Raw genomic sequence first — 23,798 nt, forward strand, 5'->3', positions numbered from 1 at the left:
ACTCAGAAGTGAAACGAAATAGCGCCGATGGTAGTGTGGGGTTTCCCCATGTGAGAGTAGGACATCGCCAGGCTTTATTTTTATTTTCACTTTTTCGAAAAGTGAAGACAAAAGCGGACGCTTGCTTATTAAAGCGAGTGATACCACTGCGGAGTGGTAGTTCAGTTGGTTAGAATACCGGCCTGTCACGCCGGGGGTCGCGGGTTCGAGTCCCGTCCACTCCGCCACTTATTTGAGCGTCGTCTCAATAAACACGAATTACAGGGGTGTAGCTCCAATTGGCAGAGCAGCGGATTCCAAATCCGCGTGTTGGGAGTTCGAATCTCTCCACCCCTGCCATACTCTAAAGCCTCAGCAGTAATGCTGGGGCTTTTTTGCATCTGAAGAAAAGAGAATCTGACTAGTTGGAGAGCTGTCGATTCCTCTGATACCAAAGTATCGGGGGATTGAAAGTTCATATCTCCGGGATATTGGTCCACTTCACCTATCCCCCATGTTCATAACCTCTGGCTTAGGTCAGGGGCTCTTTTATTCCTAACGTATAGTTTCGGCGTCAGGTGTATGTTTATCCAACGAATATGGCATACCTTTGCTTCAGATAGTTTTATTTTCTAGTAATGTAATTATTAAATGTTGATGTATCGCTTTGCTCTTTCTGTTTTACCTTCGAATTTTCATAACGCTTTTTCTTCGTTATCGAGCACATCTGATTCACAATCTATTGAAAGGTCAGTGGTTACATTGGCTTGGATGATTACTGACTTGGTTCCTGTTATCATCATGCATTGATGCTAATAATTAGGAAGTAAGTTTATGCCACATTTTCGATTCCGTGCTGTAGAGCCACAAGCTGTTCAGGCATTATCAAAACCCCTTACGGATGAACTTCAGCCTCTAATGGACTGTCCGCGTGAGGATTTTACTTTTGAGTATATCTACACTACGTTTTTCAATGAGGGTGAGGTGAGTGCTGCATATCCTTTTGTCGAAGTGCTTTGGTTCGACCGTGGCCAGGAAGTGCAAGATGAAGTTGCCAAGCTTATTACGCAACAAGTGCGCGGTATCGCTGGTGCCGATATTGATGTTGCAGTTATCTTTTCCGCCTTATCTCCTAAAGCTTATTACGATAATGGCGAACACTACTAAAGGTTAAAGGCTATGAGGCTGAGTTTCATTGTAACTTTGGGTTTATGTTTCTCAGCTTCAGTATGTTCTACTCCTTGGGAGTCTGCGGTTAATCCTACCCGAAACTCTTCCTCCTCTATTGGTAGTTATGCTAACGGTTGTTTAGATGGTGCATTACCCTTGCCTCTCGATGGCGTTGGTTATCAAGTCTTACGTAGTAAAACGAAGCGCTACTATGGGCACCCTAAAACGATAGAGTTTATTGAAAATCTGGCGCTTAAAGCTCATCAAAATCTCAACACCACTCTGTTGATTGGTGATTTGTCTTTACCTAGAGGTGGAAGGTTCTCCTCTGGTCATTCTAGTCATCAAACCGGGTTAGATATCGATATCTGGTTAAGACTTGCTGACCAACCGCTTTCTTATAACGAATTACAACTTCCTAAGCCCATGAGTGTGGTGGATTTAAAAGGTTATTCCATACTTAATCATCGCTGGGAAGAACGGCACTTTAAGCTAATTCGGTACGCTTCAAAAAGTAAGGATGTTGCACGAATTTTTGTACATCCTGTTATTAAGGAGCAACTTTGCTTGCAAGAAAACGGCAAAGATCGTTCTTGGTTACGTAAAGTACGTCCATGGTGGGGGCATCATTACCACTTTCACGTCAGGTTGTCTTGTCCTGATTCGAGCGACTATTGTGTTGATCAAGCACCACCTCCAGTAGGCGATGGCTGCGGTGTTGAGCTTGCAAGTTGGGCCCCGAAAGCAAAACCTATTGATACCCCTCCACGGGTAAAAACAACCTCTAAGCCCAAACGAAAAAAAGTCGTTCCACCTCAATGCTTGCCGCTTATCAATCCTAATTAGTGTTACTCTTCAGGTTTATCTGTACTTGGTGATCTCTTTTATGAAACTGGAGAAACATCATACTTTTGTCTACATTGAATAGTACCAATACAAAAACTAACCCAATTAGTTTTGGGGACATATTATAGAAATCTAAATTAAACAAAGAGTTGTAGTATGGGTAAGTTGTAACTTCTCTGTTTAGAAAAAGATCTTTCGTCACGATACTCTGGTTTCTTAGCAATATGTCTGTCAGTTGGCTAAAAAGCGATAACAACGCAGACAAGTGTGTAAGGCAGGGATATGCCCTTTTCCTGTTAGAAGAGTAAATCAAGGACAAAACCATGACTATGATTTGTGCAAAAGAATTTGCAGAGTGGTTAAGACACAGATTTAGCAGTGATACTAAAGGAGTCTCTTTGACTCGAGAGGATGTGAATCACCTGACTGGGCGTCAACGCCTTGATCCGGGTTTTGTTAATGATGTGCATTATGAGCTGATGCAATATGGAATGGCTTTCGTTACTGATACGAGCCGAGAAAACTTTTATTTAATACCTGTTTCTCAAGCGGAAAATTGGCGTGAGAGACTAGAGTATCATTTTGAAAAAGAGCTGTTCTGCAATATTATCCCTATTGAAAAATCAGGTTGAGAAAAGGTTCAACTTTGATGCCAAAGTTGAACCTAATTACTCTTATGCTAACCCTTGAATAATCACGAATTTTTCAAGCAACTGCTCTTCAGTTTCGACATGGTTCGGATCAGTGATTATGCATTTTGTAATTGGACACACTGACTGACAGGTCGGCTTTTCGTAATGCCCCTTACACTCTGTACATAGCGCTGGATCAATTTCGAAAATGCTCTCTCCCATACTGATTGCCCCATTGGGGCATTCGGGATCACACATGTCGCAGTTAATGCATTTATCAGTAATGAGCAAGGCCATGGTTACTTACCAGTCGGGTTACGGGTGTCCTGCCCTGAGTTTAGATTACGCATTAATAGGCCATATTCTAAATCTAGCTCTGCTGGTACTGGAATGAATACAAAGTGACCGTTTCCTTTCGCGTCTTCAATAGACTCTGACTTGCGGTTTTCCATTGCCTCTAGCGTGAAAACAATATTGCCTTTTGGCGTCATTAGTTCAAGGCTATCACCGACAAGAAACTTATTTTTTACTTCTACTTCAGCCATGTCACCACGACGTTTGCCAGTGAATTCACCAACAAACTGTTGAGCATCAGAGACTGAGTAACCGTAATCGTAGTTTTGGTAAGTATCGTGTGTATGACGGCGTAGGAAGCCTTCAGTGTAGCCACGGTGAGCTAGGCTTTCTAGTGTACCCATTAGGCTTTCATCGAATGGTCGACCTGCTACAGCATCATCAATTGCTTTACGATAAACTTGAGCGGTACGTGCGCAGTAGTAGAACGATTTAGTACGACCTTCAATTTTCAATGAGTGAACACCCATCTTAGTTAAGCGTTCAACGTGCTGAACCGCTCGTAGGTCTTTAGAGTTCATGATGTAAGTACCATGCTCGTCTTCGTAAGCTGCCATTTTTTCTTCTGGACGGTGTGCTTCAGAAAGTAGAACGACTTCATCTGTTGGTTTGCCGCGACCAATTGTGGTTTCAGGACGCTCGTCTTGTACTTCGACAGGCTGTGCTTCCGTCGGGTCGAATTTCTCTACGATGTCACCAGCGTCGTTTTCTTTACCCTCTTCAACTTTGTATTCCCAGCGGCATGCGTTAGTGCAAGTGCCTTGGTTAGGGTCACGTTTGTTGATATAGCCAGAAAGTAGGCAACGACCAGAATAAGCCATGCATAATGCACCGTGAACGAATACTTCAAGTTCAGTTTCAGGGCAATGCTCACGAATTTCTTCGATTTCTTCTAGAGATAGCTCGCGAGAAACGATCACACGTTCCACGCCATTCGCTGCCCAGAACTTAACGGTCGCCCAGTTTACAGCGTTCGCTTGTACAGAAAGGTGAATTGGCATTTCTGGGAAAGCTTCACGAACCATCATAATTAGGCCTGGATCTGACATGATCAATGCGTCAGGACCCATCTCTACGATTGGCTTAAGATCACGGATGAACGTTTTTAGCTTCGAGTTGTGTGGTTGAATGTTACATACCACATAAAGCTTTTTGCCTAGGGCGTGGGCTTCATCGATACCGATTTTTAGGTTCTCGTGGTTAAACTCGTTGTTACGTACGCGAAGGCTGTAGCGAGGTTGGCCAGCGTAAACTGCATCTGCCCCGTAGGCGAATGCGTAACGCATGTTTTTCAGGCTGCCCGCTGGAGATAGTAGCTCAGGCACGAATGCTTTCTCAGTTGTCATTGCTCAATTCTCTTTTATCTGATCACAAGTCAGGCCAATTCCACCTAATGGAAATGGGGCGCAAATTTTACGTCAAAATGTGAACTGTGACTAGGGTAATTGTGCTTCAGATAGAAAAACGCCCTCAAAAAAAGTGAGGGCGTTATGGTTAACCTTTATACAAAATTAAGCGTTAGGATTCGGTAAGCCGCCTAGCGCATCGTATAGGTTGGGAAGGAAAGCACTGAACTCTCCACACATTAGAGAGAAGTCTGCATCAAATCGAGCTGCTTGATCTTCACGTGGAATATCATCGTTTTGATCTTTCAATTCATCAGAGAATTTTAGACGTTTGATGCCTGCATCTTCCGTCATAATGAACTCAATACGATCTTGCCAATTAAGCGCAAGTTTCGTCACGACTTTATCCGCAGCGATGTGGTTGCGGATTTCATCAGTGGTTAGCTCTTGCTTCTTACAGCGAATCACACCACCTTCTTCAAGTACGGATTTTAGCTCAGCTTCGTCCATCATGCTGATACCTTGAGGTGTGTCACCGCTTTTCACCCACTCGGTTAGCGTAGTTTCAATCGCCACTTCTGGGATAGCAGGAACAACAGGTAGACTACCCATGGTTTTACGAAGCAATGCTAATACATCTTCTGCTTTTTTATAGCTGCTTGCATCAACAAGGATAAAACCTTCTTTTGGCATGATGAGCACGTGAGTGTGGCTGCTGCGGCTGAATGCGCGCGGCAGTAAATCCATTACGATGTCATCTTTCAGGTTGTCTTTCTCTTTCTTCTTCAGAGGACGACCTTCTTGCGCTTCCATTGCTTCTACTTTTGCATTCAATGATTCTTTGATCACAGAGGCAGGTAGCATTTTCTCTTCTTTCTTGGCGCAAATCAGAATGCGGTTTTCTGACACGTGAGTCATCATATCGCCATGTCTACCCATTGCACTGACCCAGCCAAATTTCTGTTTGTCTTGACTGCCACACGGGGTGAATCGGAATTCAGACAGCTGAGTTTCTAGTTGTTCGGCGTTAAAAGTAACCTCGCGGTTAACGCGGTATACCAGACAGTTTTTAAACCACATAAATCTTCTCTAGGCTTGATGACAAGGGACTAATCATAGGGAATTTTTGTGCTGATGTCTTAATAGAAATGAAAAATATCCGAATGAACCTCAAAAGAAAGTTATATGAAAATTTGTTTTCAAAGGTCACAAAAGTGTCATAATTGGTAGTGATAATGCTTATGCATAGAGAGGCGCTTTGTCTCTTAAATTCATTAGCTCAACGAACATAAGGTTACTCAATTATGTCTAGAAGGATTCTGGTTGTTGAAGACGAAGCTCCTATTCGCGAAATGCTGTGCTTCGTACTTGAGCAGAAAGGTTACCAAGCGGTAGAAGCGGAAGATTACGATACTGCAGTAACCAAACTGGCTGAACCCTTCCCTGATTTAGTTTTACTGGATTGGATGTTACCAGGCGGTAGTGGCATTAACTTCATCAAACATATGAAGCGAGAGGAATTAACGCGCAACATTCCAGTTGTGATGCTTACCGCTCGTGGTGAAGAAGAAGATAAAGTGCGCGGTTTAGAAGTCGGTGCGGATGACTACATTACTAAGCCATTCTCTCCTAAAGAGTTGGTTGCACGCCTAAAAGCGGTGATTCGTCGCGTTACCCCTACTGCACTAGAAGATGTAATTGATGTACAGGGATTGAAGCTTGACCCTGTATCGCACCGTGTTACGGCTAATGATGCGCCATTAGACATGGGCCCTACAGAATTTAAGATGCTTCATTTTTTCATGACGCATCAAGAACGCGTATACAGCCGTGAGCAGCTATTAAACAATGTTTGGGGCACTAACGTGTATGTCGAAGACCGTACGGTTGATGTTCACATTCGCCGCCTGCGTAAAGCATTGGAAGCTGCAGGGCATGATAAGCTGATCCAAACTGTTCGTGGTGCTGGATACCGCTTCTCGACGAAGGCATAAATTAACACGCAGCTTATCGGTACCATTTCTGGAGTTATGAGTGGTTGAAAGATTAACGTGGAAAAAGCTGGCTTGGGAGCTGGCTTTTTTTTACACCCCATGGGTGATAGTAGGTTGGATATTCGGTTATATGCCGTGGTTGCTTTTGGCTGCTACGGCATTGCAGCTTGTGTGGCATTTGCATAACCAAGTACGTTTATCTTCTTGGTTATGGGATGAAAAACGCCTCACGCCACCATCTGGTAGCGGTAACTGGGAATCTTTGTTCAATGGGTTGTATCGCTTACAACAGCGCCAACGCCGCAAACGAAAAGAGCTTACTAATCTTATTCGTCGATTCCGAAATGGTGCAGAATCGCTACCCGATGCGGTAGTGGTATTCCGTGCTGAAGGCAATATTGTTTGGTGCAACAAGCTGGCTCAGCACTTACTGGGCTTCCATTGGCCAGAAGATTCAGGTCAACCTATCTCCAATCTCATTCGTACACCTGATTTTATCAAGTACCTCAACAAGAAAGACTTTTCAGAGCCATTAGAAATGCGTTCACCACTCAATGTCGAACGCATGCTAGAACTACGTATCGTACCGTATACCGAAGGTGAACATTTGATGGTGGTGCGTGATGTTAGCCAGTTAAAACAACTTGAGGGAATGCGTCGCAACTTCTTTGCCAACGTATCTCATGAACTGCGTACACCAATGACGGTGCTACAAGGTTATCTTGAGATGACAGAAGATCCTGATATGGTCGTGGGTCCTATGTGGAGCAAAGCTCATGGTGTCATGACGGAGCAGCTTAACCGCATGAACAGTTTGGTGAACCAACTACTGACACTATCTAAAATTGAAGCGGCACCTATGCATGAGCTTGAGGAAGTCGTGAATGTGCCCGCGATGCTTGAAGTGTTAGAAAAAGAGGCGGTTAGCCTTAGTGGGGACAACCAACATAAATTGAAATTTGATGTTGATGCTAGCCTACGCGTGCTGGGCGATGATGACCAGTTACGTAGTGCTATCTCTAACCTCGTTTATAATGCCGTCAAATACACACCGCCTGGTGCGAACATTAATGTTCGTTGGTTCCAGACCTCTCAAGGCGCATGCTTAGAGGTGGAAGATAGTGGTGATGGTATTGAACCTCAGCACCTCCACCGACTTACTGAGCGTTTTTATCGAGTGGATAAAGCAAGATCACGTGATACTGGTGGAAGTGGTTTAGGGCTTGCCATTGTAAAACACGCGCTGAGTCACCATGACTCTCATTTAGAAATTCACAGTGAAGTAGGCGTGGGTAGTAAGTTTTCTTTCGTATTGCCTGAGCGTTTGGTGGTGAAATAATGGCTTTACGATTAGCAAAAACATTCAGTTTATTCGCGCTTGTTTGTTCTTTTATGGCTGCCGCTCAAGATAAACCATTGCCGAGTTATCATAAAACGACGGGGATTGTCGGGAACTTGCTCTCTGTTGGCTCCGATACACTTGCGGGTATGACAACGCTTTGGGTTGAAGAGTTTAAATCCATTTACCCGAATATTAATGCGCAAGTCCAAGCGTCTGGCTCTTCTACTGCCCCTCCAGCATTGACCGAACAAACAGCTCAGTTTGGTCCCATGAGTCGCCCTATGCGTTTAAGAGAGATAGAAGCGTTTGAACGTGAACATGGCTACAAGCCAACGGCGCTTAGGGTAGCCATCGATGCAATCGGTATTTTTGTTCATCAAGATAATCCAATTCAAGGTCTTAACTTTAGTCAATTAGATGCTTTGTTTTCTGCCACGCTACGCTGTGGCGAAAGTCAATTTGTAACAAACTGGCAGCAACTCGGTCTTGAATCACAGTGGGCAAAGCGAAACGTACAGTTGTTTGGTCGTAACTCCGTTTCTGGAACTTATGGTTACTTCAAAAGTAATGCCTTGTGTGGCGGCGATTTCAAGACTCGAGTTAACGAGCAGCCAGGCTCCGCGTCAGTAGTGCAAGCTGTAGCGTCAACCATCAGTGGAATTGGTTATTCCGGTGTTGGTTATCGAGTGGCAGGCGTGCGCTTAGTCCCTGTGGCTAAAATGGGAAATGACTACGTGACTCCAACGCGAGAACATATTGTTAGTGGTAAGTACCCACTATCACGTTACTTATATGTTTACGTGAATAAGCACCCTGATTACCCATTAACACCAATTGAAGCTGAGTTTATTCGCTTTATCTTTTCTGCTCAGGGACAAGCGTTGGTTGAGAAAGATGGTTATGTGCCCATTACGGCAGACTTTGCAGAAGAAGAGTTAAAAAAAGTCGGCCTGTAAGCCGACTTTTTATTTAGGTATGGACAGTACGAGATCAGAAAGTGAGTGTCCACTTCGCGCTGTCCCAACGTTCTTGTTCTTCCTGTAAATCCGCGTGAAGTAATTTATTGTTTTCTAGCCATGCTTCATCTGTGCATGTGAGAATCCATTCGTCATTTTTGATAGATAAGGTGATATCAGGCAATGGATCTTCATTACGCTGCCCATTTAATACGATAGAAAGTCGTAATATTTTGATGAGGCTTATAACGTCACTCTGTTTATAGAGGTTGAAATCTGGTAGTTCTTGCAATTTGAGCGCTTTACGCTGGAAGCGAGCTAATGTTGCAAGCACTAATTGCTGCTCACGGTTGAAGCCTTGTAGGGTGGAGTGCAACAGAATATAAAAAGAGTGGCGATGGAAACTACGCAAGTTAATACTTAATCCGACTTCATGAAGCAACGCTGCCCACTCTAGTAAGTCAAATAACTCACTCTTTTTCTTAATGCCTAGTTCAGAGCGTACCTGACATAACATCTCACGTGCATGCCCCTTAACACGAGCGGCATGCTCTAAGTCGACCCGGTGCTTGTTGGCTAAATTTTCTGTGGTGCGCATGCGAATATCGGAGCGCGCAAAACGCTCTTCCATTTCGTACAACAGGCCTTCGCGCAGAGCACCATCGGAGAAAAACATCTGCTCAATGCGAAGCGCTTTGAAAATCGCGGACAAAATCGCTACGCCTGCTGCGAATACGGGTTTACGTTCTTCTGTTAGACCAGTCAGTTCAATATCTTCAATTGAATCAAATTTACACAGAGTTTCGATAAGTGTATCCAGTCGACTCGCTGTGATCAGGCCATCTTCAAAACCTAATCCTACTAGCACTTCTTGAATCGCTTTGATGGTTCCTGATGAGCCGAGAGCAATATCCCAGCCCTTTTTACGATATGTTGAGGCGATGGACTCGAGTTTTTGTTCGGCCGCTAACATCGCCTTACTGAAGTTTTTGCCTGACAGTTTGCCGTTTTTAAAGTATTGCTCTGTAAAACTGACGCATCCCATCTGTTTACTGTTGAGAAGCTCAGGCTCAAATTCTTGTCCAATAATCATCTCGGTACTGCCGCCTCCGATATCGATGACTAGTTTGGAGTTGGATTCTACTTGAGTGTGCGCGACACCTAAGTAAATCAGGCGGGCTTCTTCTTCTCCAGGGATAATTTCTATTGGGAAAGGCATCACTTCTTTTGCACGCTCGATGAAAAGGTGGGCATTTTTAGCGCGTCTTAGTGTGTGTGTGGCGGCGATACGTACATTTGACTCATCAAGCCCTTGCAACCTTTCAGCGAACATGGCTAAGCATTCTAGCGCACGCTCCATTGCGGCGTGACTTAAGTTCAATTCACTGTCGAGTCCTGATGCTAAGCGAACACGTTGTTTATGACGACTAACCAGTTGTAGGTCACTGCCAACAACTTTGGCCACCACCATATGGAAACTGTTTGAGCCGAGGTCTATCGCGGCAATGTAGCGAGTATCTTGTTCAAGTATTTGAGGCATCTGAATTTTGTTTTCTAGTTTGCTTTTCTATATTTTTAAGATAGTCATAGATAGCGATTTGAGAGCGAACTTTTTTGCGATTACCTCGTGGTACGTAAGCGTTACTCATTTCTTTATCTATTAAACGAGCCTTTACTGTATCGGTAAAATGGATATTCGTTATATCAATAATTCTCTGTTTCAAACGTGGATCACGGACTGGTACTGCTACCTCGATACGGTGATCAATATTTCTTGTCATCCAGTCTGCGGAGGAGATATAAACTTGCGGATCGCCATCATTGTGGGTGATCACCACGCGAGGGTGCTCAAGAAAGCGGTCAACAATACTGATGATGCGAATATTGTCGCTGATCCCCTCAATGCCCGGTACTAATGAGCACATACCTCGAATGATCATGTTTATTTTTACACCGGAAGTACTTGCTCCATAAAGCTTATTGACGATGCCTTTATCGACTAGGTTATTGACCTTGATCGTAAGAGCGGCTTTTTTCCCTAGCTTGGCATTCGCAATTTCATTATCAATTAAGCGGTAGATTTGGGTTCGAGAATTACGAGGAGATACCATAAGGTGATTGAACTTCACTGGTCGGTATGGATTCTCAATGTAACCGAAGACATTACGGACTTCATTAGTGATTTCTTGATCTGCCGTAAGCAGGGAGAAGTCGGTATAAATTCGTGCCGTCTTCTCATGGAAGTTGCCTGTGCCGATGTGTGCGTAGCGAATAATTTCTTCACCTTCGCGGCGGCTAATCATCAGTAGCTTTGAGTGAATCTTAAGACCAGGCGCACCAAAGATGACGTGCACACCCGCTTCAGTTAATACTTTTGACCATTCGATATTGGCTTCCTCATCAAAGCGAGCTTGCAGTTCGACGACCACAGTGACATTTTTGCCGTTGTGCACCGCATCAATTAAAGAGTTCATCAAGCGAGAATCTTTCGCGACGCGATAAATGTTAATCTTGATACTAAGTACTTTGGGATCGAAGGAGGCTTGGCGCACTAACTCACTAATGTGGTCAAAAGTGTGGTAGGGATAATAGAGCAGAATATCTTTCGCTTTAATCGCGTCAAAGCTGTTGGCATAACCTTCGAAATCGGCACATTTCATTGGCGGGAGAGGTTTATTTTCAAGATATTCTCGTCCAACATTTGGAAAGCCGATGAAGTCTTTAAAGTTGTGATAGCGTCCGCCGGGGATAAGGTTATCGTAGTTAGAGATATTAAGTTTGTTACACAGAAACTCTAACATTTGAGGCGGCATATCGCGTTCGTAGACGAAGCGAACGGGCTTTGCTGTCAGTCGCTGATTGACACCCTCTGACATTTGTTCAAGCAAGCTGTACTCGATTTCATTGCGTAAATCGTATTCAGCGTCACGCGTCATTTTCATCGCATAGCCGCTAAGCTCATCATAATCAAAAAAGCCTTTGAACAGCTCGTCCAAACAGTGGCGGATAATATTATCAAGTAAGATGATGGTTTTTCGACGCTTTCCTTTCTGTTCTGGTACCATCACAAAGCGGGGAAGGTGATCGGTCGGAATTTCGATCAGAGCGTACTGGTAATGTTCTTCTTTACGCAGTTCTACGGCGATGTAAGCGTACTCGTCTTTGAGAAATTGCAGAACATCGATCTCGTCTTTCATTAGGAGGGGAGTGATATGCGGCATTACCTCTCTACGGAAGTATTTCGCGATCCACTTTTGTTGCGATTCATCCAGTTGTTGCTCGTTGACCAAGAAAATGCGACGTCGCGCCATTTCTCGAATCAACTCGCTGTAAAGCTCATCAAATTGTTCGTTAAGCTTTAGTGCTTTCGACTGCATTTTGGTTAACAGTCGTTTAGGGCTATCACTGCCACCGCGCTCTTGGCTGATTAGGATTCTGCGCTTCACGTCCGCAAAGCGTACTTTGTAAAATTCATCTAAATTGTTGGAAAAGATCCCAAGAAAGCGAATACGTTCGATCAAAGGGACGGTTTTATCGGCAGCTTCTTGTAATACTCGTTCGTTGAAAGACAACCAACTCAGTTCTTTTTCTATATATAGTTTTTCTGCGCTCATAACCTTACCTAGCCAAAAGTGAAGTATTACGTACTCATCTTGGAAAAATGGATGAGTGAGAACATTATGAGATTTTCATTACAGATTTATTTCATACCACGCATTGCATAAGAGTTGTATTCTTTTCAGGTGTTTAATGTGATCTGTAATATAATTGTCATCTTAACGACATATTCTAGTACTAAGTCAAAAAAGGTAGAGATTTAAATGGCACAAGCCGAGTTTTCATTGCAGGAAAAAGATAAGAAACGACTGATAAAAGATCGTTTAGTTCGACTTGCAGTGACATCTGGTGGTGTCGGCGTACTCGCGGCGCTTATTTTGATCTTTGTCTACCTCGCCATGGTGATCATTCCGCTTTTTTCTGATGCGGAGATCAAAACCAACCAAGCCATTCGAGCCACTCATATTGAAACACCACTTGCGATTTCAGTGGATGATTACGCTCAGCTCGCGTTCGTTCTAACCCAAAGTGGTGAGATTCAATATTTGTCGATGGACGATCCTACGAAACCTGCGGTGTATACACAGCAAATCGTCCAGAAACCCGTCGCTTTCTCTCAATCTGCTCCTGGGCTAGGTTGGTATGGATTTGTTGATGGGCAGGGTAAAGCGAACCTTTTCAAGCCAGAATTTAATGCCACATTGAGAGAAAATACACGTCCTCCGGAAGTGATTGAGCTAGACACCAGCATGGATCTGACACTAAGTACGCCTCAAGATCCTGTGACTCAGTTTGTATTTGCAGCTTCGACGCCCTTACCAACGGTTGTTTGGCAGACGCAAAGTGGTGAAGTGAAAGCTCGCTGGCAAGTGGCTTCGTCTTTGGGTACGTCTCCTACAACGATTGATTTTACGTTCTCTTCAGGTTTTGATACGCCTCAGCAAATGTTATTGACACCTGACGGTGAAACGCTTTATTTGCGCGATGGCTCTGAGTTGATCGTGTTAAAGAAAACCGCACGTAAATTTGCTGTGCGAGAGGTGGTCGATCTCACTCAAGGTGATAAGAAGCATTCCGTTCGTACGATAGACTTATTGGCTGGTGCTTACTCGCTTTTGGTGACGCACAACGATGGTCGGGTGTCGCAATGGTTTGATACGCTGCAAGAAGAAAAACGCACGTTAACGCATATTCGTGATTTTAAATTGGCATCAGAGCTTAAGTATTTGTTGCCGGATTCTCATCGAAAAGGATTTTATAGCTTTTACACCAACGGCACGTTGCAAAGCCATTATACAACCAGTGAAAAACTGGTGTTGTTTAAGCGTGCGTACAATCAAGCGCCCGCAATCGCAGCAATGTCTAACAATGAACGCTACTTAATCACTTGGCAAAATAATGCGTTAAATGTTGCGGAAGTGGACAATGCCTATCCGGAAATTTCATTGTCTTCATTATGGCAAGAAGTGTGGTACGAAGGGTATCCTGAGCCTGAATTTGTGTGGCAATCGACTTCGGCGAGCGATAACTTTGAGGCTAAGTTCAGCCTAGTACCTATTGCGTTTGGAACGATAAAAGCGGCGATGTTTGCGATGCTGTTTTCAGTACCGCTCGCAGTGCTAGGTGCTATTTATACGGCTTACTTTATGTCGCCACGCATGCGTCGTGTAGTAAAACCGTCGATTGAGCTAATGGAAGCACTGCCGACGGTGATCATAGGTTTCCTCGCGGGATTGTGGTTCGCGCCTATTGTCGAAGATCATTTGATTACGATCGTCGTTATGCTGTTTGTTTTGCCTTTGAGCACCATGATTATGGGCGGGCTATGGGCATTAATACCGCAACCTTTGCGGAATCGTCTGCCTAATGGTTGGCATGCTTTAGTGCTCATGCCTGTCATATTGGTACTGATTGGGCTTGGAGTGTGGATTTCGCCTACGATTGAGCAGACGTTCTTTGGTGGCGATATGCGCTTATTCTTAACCGAGCATGGTATTGGTTACGATCAACGCAATGCATTGGTGGTGGGGTTAGCGATGGGGTTTGCTGTTATCCCGACGATTTTTACCATTGCCGAAGATGCCATTTTCTCTGTACCGAAGCATTTATCGGATGGCTCTTTGGCATTAGGGGCCACGCCTTGGCAAACTTTAATCTATGTTGTCTTGCTTACTGCAAGCCCAGGTATTTTTTCTGCCATTATGATGGGCCTGGGACGCGCTGTTGGCGAAACCATGATTGTGTTAATGGCAACGGGCAATACGCCATTAATGGATTGGAATATTTTGGAAGGATTGCGCAGCCTGTCGGCGACCATCGCCGTTGAGTTGCCAGAGTCGGAAGTTGGAAGTTCGCATTATCGCCTGCTGTTCCTAGCTGCATTGATTTTATTTGTGTTTACGTTTGCAGTAAACGCGCTTGCGGAGTGGGTTCGTCAGAGACTGAGAGATAAGTACCGTGCGTTGTAATAATGGTTTGAATAAAGAGCGAGTAATAACGTGTTAAATTGGATTCGTTCTGGCGCACCGTGGATATGGCTAACAGGCGGTGCAGTCAGCATCAGTTTGTTGTCGGTATTAGGGTTGTTACTCCTTATCGGCTGGAAAGGCCTGACTTACTTTTGGCCAGCGCCTTTGTATCAGTGGAATGTTGCAGCGCTGACTCCTGTACAAGGCGAAGTGCTACATGAAAATACTATTCTGATTGGTCAAGTGTATGAGCGCAGCTTTGTACCGAAGAGTTATTTGCCTGAAAGCGCAGCACAACAGTTAGAAGACGATGAAGATTTTGCCACGCGACTCAGTATCAAAATCGCTAACCGAGAGTTGTATCCCGCCGATTTTATCTCCGTATTGCAAATGCAGTTGGATGAGCCCACGATGCCAAAAGAGTGGGCGGTGATAGAGCGCAGTAGCGGTGGTTATTTCTTTGGTAAGCTGGTGGCGTTTCAAGATGGTGATAATATATACACCAGTGATATTCAATCGGTACTAAATAAAAAGCTTGATGATGCAGAAACTCTGCGCCATGAGATTGATTCTTTGGTGGTCGATCAGCTTAAAGAGCTTGGTTGGAAGCTAGAGCAGTTGCGATTAGAAAAGCGCAAGCATGAATTGAATGACACGCTGACAGAAAGCTTCTTAAACGAAAACCAGACGAAAAAAGAGCAGATAGAAAAAGCGCTTGCGACGTTAGATTTGCAACTTGATGGTTTACGACTTCAGCTCTCTGACTATGCCTTGATTGTCGAGGATATGACGGGGTCACAAGTATCGATTCCGCTCGAAGACATTTTGGACTACTGGTATCCAAACCAAATGTCACTGCCTGATAAAGTCATGCATTGGGGAAAACAGGTTTGGAAGTTTTTATCTGAAGATCCAAGAGAGTCTAACTCCGAAGGAGGCGTGTTCCCTGCGATATTTGGTACGGTTTTCTTAGTACTCATCATGTCGATCATTGTGATGCCACTCGGGGTGATCGCCGCTATCTATCTACATGAATACGCTAAGAATAACGCTCTAACCAGAGTTATTCGTATTGCGGTTATAAACCTAGCGGGTGTTCCATCGATTGTTTATGGCGTGTTTGGTTTAGGTTTCTTCGTTTATACGATTGGTGCCTCTATCGACAACGTATTCTATGCGGAGAAGCTACCGGCACCAACCTTTGGTACGCCGGGTTTGTTATGGTCTGCACTAACTCTTGCCGTGCTGACGCTTCCAGTTGTGATTGTGACTACTGAAGAAGGTTTAACTCGTATTCCGAGCTCAGTACGACATGGTTCTCTGGCGCTTGGTGCAACTCAGTTCGAAACACTATGGCGTGTGGTTTTACCTATGGCGACGCCAGCTATTATCACAGGTTTGATCCTTGCGATTGCACGTGCAGCTGGCGAAGTAGCGCCACTGATGCTGGTGGGGGTCGTGAAATTGGCATCCAGTTTACCGGTTGACGGACAATTCCCTTATGTGCATTTGGATAGAAAGTTCATGCATTTAGGTTTTCACATTTACGATGTTGGCTTTCAAACCTCCAACATCGAAGCGGCGCGACCATTAGTTTATGCTACCTCTTTCTTACTCGTGACAGTGATTGTCGGGCTAAACTTAACAGCAATCAGTATTCGCAATAATTTACGAGAAAAATACAGAACGTTAGGACAAGATTAAGTATGTTTAATTTTGATAGTACATTAGGTTATGAGCCACCATTGGACGTTCATAATTTAACGGATGAACAAACAGCCATCTCAATCGAGAACCTTAATCTGTTCTATGGTCAAACTCAGGCGCTGCATGATATTTCGATGCGAATTCCCAAAGGGCGAGTCACCGCTTTTATCGGTCCTTCAGGGTGTGGAAAGTCGACGTTATTACGTTGCATCAATCGCATGAACGACTTAGTGGAAGGGTGTCGAGTCACAGGCAAAGTGCGTCTCCATGGCAAGAATGTTTATCATCCTAATGTCGATGTTGCGACACTTCGACGCCGAGTGGGGATGGTGTTTCAAAGACCCAATCCATTTCCTAAGTCTATTTATGAAAATGTAGTTTATGGCTTACGCTTACAAGGTGTAAAAAACAGCCGCAGTTTAGATGACGCAGTGGAGCGATCCTTGCGCTCGGCGGCGTTGTGGGATGAGGTAAAAGACCGCTTGCATGAGAACGCATTTGGTTTATCTGGTGGTCAGCAACAGCGCTTGGTCATTGCGCGTGCGGTGGCGATTGAGCCGGAAGTCCTGTTATTGGACGAGCCAACATCAGCGTTGGATCCAATCTCAACTTTAACTATTGAAGAGCTTATCAATGAGCTGAAGACTCAATATACTGTCGTTATCGTTACCCATAACATGCAACAAGCGGCGAGAGTGAGCGATCATACTGCATTCATTCATATGGGTAAGTTAATTGAATACTCTGACGCGGACTCGATCTTCACTTCGCCAATGAAGAAACAGACCGAAGATTACATTACGGGTCGCTACGGTTAAGTCGCGACTCTATACGGAATAAGGAACATCATGCACTTTGGACGTCATATTTCAGGACAATTTAACGTAGAGCTAGAATCGATTCGTACTCATGTATTAACCATGGGAGGCTTGGTAGAGCAGCAGCTTTCGTATGCTATTCAAGCCTTGCATAAAGAAGACATCGAACTGGCGCGTAAGGTTGTGCGTGACGATCATAAAGTGAATGCGATGGAAGTCTCGATCGATGACGCCTGTACACGCATTATTGCTAAGCGTCAGCCAACGGCAAAAGACTTGCGCTTAATCATGGCTATCATCAAAACGATCACGGATTTAGAACGCATCGGTGATGTGGCGACACGCATTGCTTACGTTGCCATTGAAAGCCCATCATCAAAAGAACGACAATTCCAAGTGTCGTTAGAGCCTCTCTGCCGTCAGGCAATTAATATGCTGCATCAGGTTTTAGACGCGTTTGCCCGTATGGATGTAGAAGCGGCAGCAGAGGTGCACAAACAAGATGACAAACTAGACGCCGAGTATGAAGCGGTGATTCGTCAGTTGATGACTTACATGATGGAAGATCCAAAAAATATCCCTAATATTCTGCAAGTGATGTGGTCTGCACGCGCGATTGAACGCGTGGGGGACCGCTGCCAGAACATCTGTGAATACATTATTTACTTTGTGAAAGGGAAAGATGTACGCCACCTAGGTGATCAAAGTATTGATGACGTACTGAAGTAACTGACTTCAACAAATAGACCAGCTTTTAGGCTGGCCTATTTATTAGAGAGAAGGAAAGCACGTCAATATTTATCAGGAACGAAGGTCTGATCATCAATGGGCGCTCTGACGTAACCTTCTTTATTGAGTTCAGGTAATTCTATGGGTGAGTACTCAAGTGCTTTGTAGTCAATCTGGCTTAGTAAATGACTGATACAGTTCAAGCGCGCTTTCTTTTTGTCATCAGAAGGGACGACCCACCAAGGGCAGTTTTTCGTGTCTGTATAGGCAAACATCTTATCTTTTGCTTCCGAATACTCCGCCCAGCGATGACGTGACTCTAAATCCATTGGGCTGAATTTCCAACGTTTGATCGGCGTATTAATTCGACCTAGAAAACGTTTTTCCTGCTCTTCGTCTGAAACCGAAAACCAATACTTAATCAGAATAATCCCAGATCGTTGCAACATTCTCTCGAATTCAGGGCAAGAGCGTAAAAACTCCTCGTATTCGTCTGGAGTACAGAACCCCATGACTTTTTCGACACCTGCTCGGTTATACCAACTTCGGTCAAATAAAACGATTTCACCAGCAGATGGTAAATGAGCGACGTAACGTTGGAAGTACCATTGCGTTTTTTCTTTTTCTGTCGGTGCAGGCAGAGCCACTACGCGACAAACACGCGGGTTTAGCTTTTCTGTAATTCGCTTTATCACTCCGCCTTTGCCCGCAGCATCACGTCCTTCAAACAGAACCACCACTTTTAACCCTTTGTGTTTGACCCACTCTTGAAGTTTTACGAGCTCAACTTGAAGGTTTTTGAGCTCCTTTTCGTATTCCTTTTTCTTCAATTTAGACATACACATTTCCTCACTCCTTGATAAACAATATGTTAGCACTCAAAAGCTATGCGCGTGAGGTTACGGTGGTCTATTTGAGAGCTGCTACGACATCGGTTATGGCTTGTGTACTTGTGATGGGGATTAAAAAATCATCGACATCGGATGCGCCCATTTTGCTTTGTTCAGCAACAAAGGTCATTTGGCTAGGGCGTGTGGTTTTGCCTGACAGATGGATTTCAGGAACTTGAGTGTCTTCTACTAACGCACGTACGTTACTCGCATTAACGCCAGCCCCCGCCATGATTGCTATGCGTCCTTGGGCTTGCTTAACCAAAGCTCTAAGCACATCGATCCCTTGTGGTGCTGAAGGCGCAAGACCGGAGGTTAAAATACGTTCACAACCTAAGCTGATCACTTCTTCCAAAGTTTTTTCAGCGTCACGACACTGGTCAAAGGCACGATGGAAGGTCACGCCTAAGCCAAGCGCTTGAGCAAATTCACACAGCGCAGCCGCGTAAGGCATATGAATATCACCGTCTTGAGTGAGCACGCCGAACACGACACCGCTCAAGCCTGATTGGTGAGCCGCTTCAATATCCCAACGCATCATTTCGATCTCTTCTTCATTGTAGAAGAAGTCACCTTGGCGTGGGCGGATCATGGCATAAACAGGAACACTCGAAAGCTTAGCCGCTTGCTGCATAAAACCATAACTGGGTGTTAGTCCGCCTAAAGCCAAAGAGGAGCAAAGTTCAATCCGAGTGGCGCCGCCAGCAATGGCGTAGTGCAGAGATTCAATATTATCGATACAGACTTCTAGGTGAGTAACCATGTTCATTCATCCTGCTAACGTTACAAATAGGTGTTGTGGCTAAGATATTAACAGGGCAAGTAAGCAGAATCTGTATGGAGGGGATGATAAATAGAGGTAAAGTTTACGCTAAAGCGTTACCTCATTTTGGCGGTTTATCTGAAGGAAAAAGAAAGCCCAGAGCAGAGGCTCTGGGCTTTGATAGGACTTTACTTAGACTGATTGGCGTTTGCGGTTTTCCGCATTAGCTTTTTGCTTTATATACATCCAACCATCACACCCGTTGAGCTAGGGTGAAGGTCTATTATTTTTTGCCTAGGTCAGCTGCGTGCTCAGATAGGAACGCTGCAACACCTTTTGGAGATGCGTCCATACCTGCTTTACCTTCTTCCCATTGTGCAGGACATACTTCGCCATGCTTCTGGTGGAAGTTAAGAGCGTCAACCATGCGTAGCATTTCGTCGATGTTACGGCCTAGTGGTAGGTCGTTAACTACTTGGTGACGTACAACGCCTTCTTCGTCGATTAGGAAAGAACCACGGAAAGCAACGCCTGCTTCTGGGTGCTCAACGTCGTAAGCTTTACAGATTTCGTGCTTAACGTCAGCAACTAGTGGGTACTTAACTTGACCGATACCGCCATCTTCGATAGCAGTGTTACGCCATGCGTTGTGAGAGAACTGAGAATCGATAGAAACACCGATTACTTCAACACCTTTAGCTTGGAAGTCAGCTAGACGGTTGTCGAATGCGATTAGCTCAGATGGGCAAACGAAAGTGAAATCTAGTGGGTAGAAGAATACTACTGCTTTCTTACCTTTAGTGAACTCTGCAAAGTTGAAGTTTTCAACGATTTCACCGTTACCTAGAACAGCTGCTGCAGTAAAATCAGGGGCTTGACGACCTACTAGTACCATTTTTTTGCTCCTAAAAAGTATGGTTAGCTCCAAACCGAATTCAGTTGTGTCGGTTTGGTTCGTGTTTGTACGAGACAAACTATAGTACAGATTGTAGTATTGAAAAAAGCGAAATAAATAGATTGAGTTAATCGAAAAAAACGATAATAACAAAACTCTTAACTCGATCACTGGAACGGCGGTAGATACAAATACAGTTATGAATAAATGGCCCAGTTTGAAGCAGTTACACTATTTAGTCACACTGCATGAAACAAGACATTTTAGTGACGCTGCAGAGCGTTGTTTTGTCAGTCAGTCGACTTTAAGTAAGGGTATTCAAAACTTAGAGGAGTTGATTGGCTGTCCATTATATGAAAAGAAAGACAAGAAAAGTCCACTGGTTTTTACCCAAACAGGAGAAATGGTAGTAAAGCAGGGGCGAGAGCTGTTAGCAAAAGGGCAAGATTTGGTCGAGCTTGGACGTATGTGCCAAGGCGACGATATGCAAGGCCAGCTAAAAGTAGGATGCATACCAACAATTGCTCCGTTTTTACTGTGTGATTTGGTACAAGAGGTGAACTACCGTTTCCCACAACTGAACCTTTTATTAAGAGAAGACACGACGACAAACTTACTCCAAGCGCTCAGACATGGTGAGCTGGATGTGCTTATTTTAGCGTTACCAGTCGAAATTGATGGGATGGAAAGCCGAGTAGTGGGTAAGGATCCGTTTCGAATGGTTATAAGCGCTAATCAAGCCCAATCGGTCCCTGTGCCGATTCGTTACGCGGATTTACCTGACGAATCCGTCTTTCTACTAGAGAAAGAACATTGCTTAACGGAACATGCGGTATCAGCGTGTAAATTAACAGACAAAGAAAAAATCAATCCGTTTACGGCAACCAGCCTCCATACACTGGTGCAAATGGTTGCGAATGGTTTGGGAACAACGTTCATTCCTCAAATGGCTATCGACCATGGCTTGCTGCATAACCAGAATTTAGTCGTGATCGATCCTCCAGGTAAACAAGCTTATCGCGAAATCGGCTTAGTTTGGCGTCCGAGCTCGTCAAGAACGAAAACATTTAATCAACTTGCAGAAGTCGTTTCAGAGCTGCTTTAGCTATTAGTATTAGCCCTTACTTCTCCATTATTTATCTAAAAGCGCACTGGAAACAGTGCGCTTTCTAGTATTTTATTCTGTTGGTAAACTTTGACTTGTAAAATTTTACAGCTCTTCTTTGATGAAGCTTTCATAAAATAGTGAAATTTCACAATGTTAATTTTACACAAAGCCCTGCATGTCTTGTTTGACCCCTGTTTAAATCCATCTCTTCAGCCCTTGTGAATACAAGGTGTTTGTTTATCAGTCTATATTCATACGCTTGTTTGAAATGATAAAACGACTTTAAATTTAATGTAATTTTATTACGTAATAACTTACAAAATAAGGTGCTTGATAGATGGTTTTTACCTTGCGGAATAAAACTTTGAATTTTCTGTTTTGTTTATATTGGGGGTTTCACTAAACCCTTTGTTGATATAGCTTATTTAAAGGCGATACGACTTATGTCTAGATTGAAAATACACGTAGCATTACGCAATCTATCGACATAGCTAGACGAGTTGAACACAAAGTTAAAGGATGTAATTTGTTGTTCATAACTTACAAATGTAGCTTTACGCTGACTGCCCAAGATGGATAAAGCACGTTAAGGATGAATGATTATGCTTGCTCAGACAGAACAAAAAACACAACAACTAAAGCAAACCCAAGGCATGCTTGAGGTGAATGGAGTCGTTGCTCCAGAACATCAAGCAATTTTCCCTGTTGAAGCCCAAACCTTTTTATCTCTACTGTGTGAAAAATTTGCCGGACGTGTTGAACAGTTGCTGGAAGCAAGAGAAGAGAAGCAAGCACGTATTGATGCTGGTGAGCTACCAGATTTTCTACCAGAGACACAAGACATCCGTGAAGGAAGTTGGAAGATCCTAGGAATCCCACAAGATCTGCAAGATCGCCGTGTGGAGATTACCGGACCAACTGACCGCAAGATGGTGATTAACGCACTGAATGCGAATGTAAAAGTGTTCATGGCAGACTTCGAAGATTCAATGTCTCCTGCATGGAGTAAAGTGCTAGATGGTCAAATTAACTTGCGCGATGCTGTTAATGGCACCATCAGTTACACCAATCCTGGCAATGGCAAACATTATCAGCTGGAAGATGACCCAGCGGTGTTGATCTGCCGTGTTCGCGGCCTTCATTTAAAAGAAAAACACGTTACGTGGCACGGTCAGATCATTCCAGGTGCGCTATTCGATTTCGCTCTGTATTTCTATAACAACTACAAAGCGTTACTTCAAAAAGGCAGCGGCCCTTATTTCTACCTTCCAAAACTGCAATCGCATCACGAAGCGAAGTGGTGGAGCGAAGTGTTCCATTTCACGGAAGACTATTTCGGTTTGGATACAGGCACCATCAAAGCGACTGTGCTGATTGAAACCTTACCAGCGGTATTTGAAATGGACGAGATTCTGTTCTCGCTTAAAGAACACATCGTTGGTTTGAACTGTGGTCGCTGGGATTACATCTTTAGCTACATCAAAACACTGAAAAACCACCCAGATCGCGTACTTCCGGATCGCCAAGTAGTGACTATGGACAAGCCATTCCTCAACGCTTACTCAAGATTGTTGGTGCGTACTTGTCATAAACGTGGCGCATTTGCGATGGGCGGCATGGCAGCCTTTATTCCGGCTAAAGACCCACAAGAAAACCAAAAAGTACTGGATAAGATCCACAACGATAAATCGCTAGAAGCTAACAACGGTCATGACGGCACTTGGGTTGCACACCCAGGTTTGGCAGACACCGCAATGGAAGTATTCAGTGCCACACTGGGGCAGCGCACCAACCAGTTGGATGTGAGCCGTGCAGAGGATGCGCCTATTACAGCAGCTGAACTGCTTGAGCCTTGTGAAGGCGAGCGCACTGAAGGCGGAATGCGCCACAATATTCGCGTTGCGCTGCAATACATCGAAGCTTGGATTTCTGGCAATGGTTGTGTGCCGATTTACGGACTGATGGAAGACGCAGCAACGGCAGAAATCTCACGCGCCTCTATCTGGCAATGGATTCAACACGGCAAGTCGCTAGACAACGGATTAAAGGTCACTAAAGAGCTGTTCGAGCTCTATCTCAAAGAGGAGATTGAAGTCGTGAAGCGAGAAATTGGCGAGCAGCGCTACCATGCGGGTCGATTTGAAGAAGCAGCAGACTTAATGGCAAGGCTCACGACGAGCGATGAACTGACCAACTTTTTGACAGTTCCTGGTTATGACTACCTGGATTAATAAAGAATAACT

The 23,798-nt window shown here is 44.3% G+C and carries 19 protein-coding genes, 2 tRNA genes and 2 pseudogenes; 15 read left to right on the forward strand and 8 right to left on the reverse strand.

Going from position 1 to position 23,798, the window contains the following annotated elements; genetic code table 11:
* The first annotated feature begins 150 nt into the window (after positions 1 to 150).
* From R8O11_RS14415 to R8O11_RS14435, 5 genes are all read left to right on the forward strand, one after another.
* Positions 151 to 227, forward strand: a tRNA-Asp gene (locus tag R8O11_RS14415).
* A gap of 35 nt (positions 228 to 262) precedes the next feature.
* Positions 263 to 339, forward strand: a tRNA-Trp gene (locus R8O11_RS14420).
* A 474-nt stretch (positions 340 to 813) separates the two neighbouring features.
* The gene (locus R8O11_RS14425) at positions 814 to 1,146 is read left to right on the forward strand and encodes a DUF1904 domain-containing protein (RefSeq protein WP_005381768.1); all 333 of its coding nucleotides are present in this window, start codon (positions 814 to 816) and stop codon (positions 1,144 to 1,146) included.
* Positions 1,147 to 1,158: 12 nt separating this feature from the next.
* Entirely contained in the window at positions 1,159 to 1,995 is an 837-nt protein-coding gene (gene mepA, locus R8O11_RS14430; RefSeq protein ID WP_017633932.1) for a penicillin-insensitive murein endopeptidase, read from the forward strand.
* Positions 1,996 to 2,318: 323 nt separating this feature from the next.
* Positions 2,319 to 2,627 carry a hypothetical protein gene (locus R8O11_RS14435; protein WP_005381765.1) on the forward strand — a complete coding sequence of 103 codons (309 nt, stop codon included), beginning with the start codon at positions 2,319 to 2,321 and terminating at the stop codon, positions 2,625 to 2,627.
* A 42-nt stretch (positions 2,628 to 2,669) separates the two neighbouring features.
* On the opposite strand, the gene R8O11_RS14440 is transcribed toward R8O11_RS14435, so the two are convergent.
* The 3 genes from R8O11_RS14440 to rdgC form a co-directional block, all read right to left on the reverse strand.
* Entirely contained in the window at positions 2,670 to 2,924 is a 255-nt protein-coding gene (locus R8O11_RS14440) for a YfhL family 4Fe-4S dicluster ferredoxin (RefSeq protein ID WP_005381763.1), read from the reverse strand.
* A 2-nt stretch (positions 2,925 to 2,926) separates the two neighbouring features.
* Positions 2,927 to 4,327, reverse strand: a complete 1,401-nt coding sequence (gene yegQ, locus R8O11_RS14445) for a tRNA 5-hydroxyuridine modification protein YegQ (RefSeq protein WP_005381754.1) — start codon at positions 4,325 to 4,327, stop codon at positions 2,927 to 2,929.
* 165 nt (positions 4,328 to 4,492) lie between these two features.
* Entirely contained in the window at positions 4,493 to 5,407 is a 915-nt protein-coding gene (rdgC, locus tag R8O11_RS14450; protein WP_005381753.1) for a recombination-associated protein RdgC, read from the reverse strand.
* A gap of 224 nt (positions 5,408 to 5,631) precedes the next feature.
* On the opposite strand from rdgC, the gene phoB reads away from it, so the two are divergent.
* Genes phoB through R8O11_RS14465 form a run of 3 tightly spaced genes read left to right on the forward strand, consistent with a single transcriptional unit; the run spans position 5,632 to position 8,619 of the window.
* Entirely contained in the window at positions 5,632 to 6,321 is a 690-nt protein-coding gene (gene phoB, locus R8O11_RS14455; protein ID WP_005381752.1) for a phosphate regulon transcriptional regulator PhoB, read from the forward strand.
* A 40-nt stretch (positions 6,322 to 6,361) separates the two neighbouring features.
* Positions 6,362 to 7,660, forward strand: a complete 1,299-nt coding sequence (gene phoR, locus R8O11_RS14460; protein WP_005383667.1) for a phosphate regulon sensor histidine kinase PhoR — start codon at positions 6,362 to 6,364, stop codon at positions 7,658 to 7,660.
* Positions 7,660 to 8,619 carry a PstS family phosphate ABC transporter substrate-binding protein gene (locus tag R8O11_RS14465; RefSeq protein ID WP_085569938.1) on the forward strand — a complete coding sequence of 320 codons (960 nt, stop codon included), beginning with the start codon at positions 7,660 to 7,662 and terminating at the stop codon, positions 8,617 to 8,619. The genes phoR and R8O11_RS14465 overlap by 1 nt, the downstream gene beginning before the upstream one ends.
* Before the next feature lie 34 nt (positions 8,620 to 8,653).
* Here R8O11_RS14465 and ppx read toward each other — a convergent pair whose 3' ends face one another.
* Together ppx and ppk1 are read right to left on the reverse strand one after the other, a co-directional pair.
* The gene (gene ppx / locus R8O11_RS14470) at positions 8,654 to 10,159 is read right to left on the reverse strand and encodes an exopolyphosphatase (RefSeq protein ID WP_005381749.1); all 1,506 of its coding nucleotides are present in this window, start codon (positions 10,157 to 10,159) and stop codon (positions 8,654 to 8,656) included.
* Complete coding sequence (gene ppk1, locus R8O11_RS14475; protein WP_005381748.1) at positions 10,143 to 12,233, reverse strand: polyphosphate kinase 1; 2,091 nt, start codon at positions 12,231 to 12,233, stop codon at positions 10,143 to 10,145. Before ppk1 ends, ppx begins: the two co-directional genes overlap by 17 nt.
* 207 nt (positions 12,234 to 12,440) lie before the next feature.
* On the opposite strand from ppk1, the gene R8O11_RS14480 reads away from it, so the two are divergent.
* The 5 genes and pseudogenes from R8O11_RS14480 (at position 12,441) to phoU (ending at position 17,899) form a co-directional block, all read left to right on the forward strand.
* Positions 12,441 to 14,645: an ABC transporter permease subunit gene (locus R8O11_RS14480; RefSeq protein WP_318194243.1), complete on the forward strand. Its 2,205-nt coding sequence runs from the start codon at positions 12,441 to 12,443 to the stop codon at positions 14,643 to 14,645.
* A gap of 30 nt (positions 14,646 to 14,675) precedes the next feature.
* Positions 14,676 to 14,907, forward strand: a pseudogene (locus R8O11_RS31820) (phosphate ABC transporter, permease protein PstA); the annotation flags it as partial.
* A 65-nt stretch (positions 14,908 to 14,972) separates the two neighbouring features.
* Positions 14,973 to 16,349 (forward strand): annotated as a pseudogene (pstA, locus tag R8O11_RS14485) (phosphate ABC transporter permease PstA); the annotation flags it as partial.
* 2 nt (positions 16,350 to 16,351) lie between these two features.
* Entirely contained in the window at positions 16,352 to 17,170 is an 819-nt protein-coding gene (gene pstB, locus R8O11_RS14490; RefSeq protein ID WP_005381745.1) for a phosphate ABC transporter ATP-binding protein PstB, read from the forward strand.
* 30 nt (positions 17,171 to 17,200) lie between these two features.
* Positions 17,201 to 17,899, forward strand: a complete 699-nt coding sequence (gene phoU, locus R8O11_RS14495) for a phosphate signaling complex protein PhoU (protein WP_005381744.1) — start codon at positions 17,201 to 17,203, stop codon at positions 17,897 to 17,899.
* Positions 17,900 to 17,961: 62 nt separating this feature from the next.
* Here phoU and ppk2 read toward each other — a convergent pair whose 3' ends face one another.
* From ppk2 to R8O11_RS14510, 3 genes are all read right to left on the reverse strand, one after another.
* On the reverse strand, positions 17,962 to 18,738 hold the full coding sequence (gene ppk2 / locus R8O11_RS14500; protein WP_005381743.1) for a polyphosphate kinase 2: 777 nt from the start codon (positions 18,736 to 18,738) through the stop codon (positions 17,962 to 17,964).
* Between the two features lie 70 nt (positions 18,739 to 18,808).
* A complete protein-coding gene (locus R8O11_RS14505; RefSeq protein ID WP_031780841.1) occupies positions 18,809 to 19,552 on the reverse strand; it encodes a copper homeostasis protein CutC in 744 nt (247 codons plus the stop codon).
* 283 nt (positions 19,553 to 19,835) lie between these two features.
* Entirely contained in the window at positions 19,836 to 20,447 is a 612-nt protein-coding gene (locus R8O11_RS14510; RefSeq protein ID WP_005381738.1) for a peroxiredoxin C, read from the reverse strand.
* A gap of 199 nt (positions 20,448 to 20,646) precedes the next feature.
* Here R8O11_RS14510 and R8O11_RS14515 point away from each other — a divergent pair, with 199 nt between their 5' ends.
* Positions 20,647 to 21,552 carry a hydrogen peroxide-inducible genes activator gene (locus R8O11_RS14515; protein WP_005383681.1) on the forward strand — a complete coding sequence of 302 codons (906 nt, stop codon included), beginning with the start codon at positions 20,647 to 20,649 and terminating at the stop codon, positions 21,550 to 21,552.
* Between the two features lie 605 nt (positions 21,553 to 22,157).
* Positions 22,158 to 23,786 carry a malate synthase A gene (gene aceB / locus R8O11_RS14520; RefSeq protein WP_318194244.1) on the forward strand — a complete coding sequence of 543 codons (1,629 nt, stop codon included), beginning with the start codon at positions 22,158 to 22,160 and terminating at the stop codon, positions 23,784 to 23,786.
* Positions 23,787 to 23,798 lie beyond the last annotated feature (12 nt).

The organism is Vibrio sp. 1288 (genome assembly GCF_033344475.1).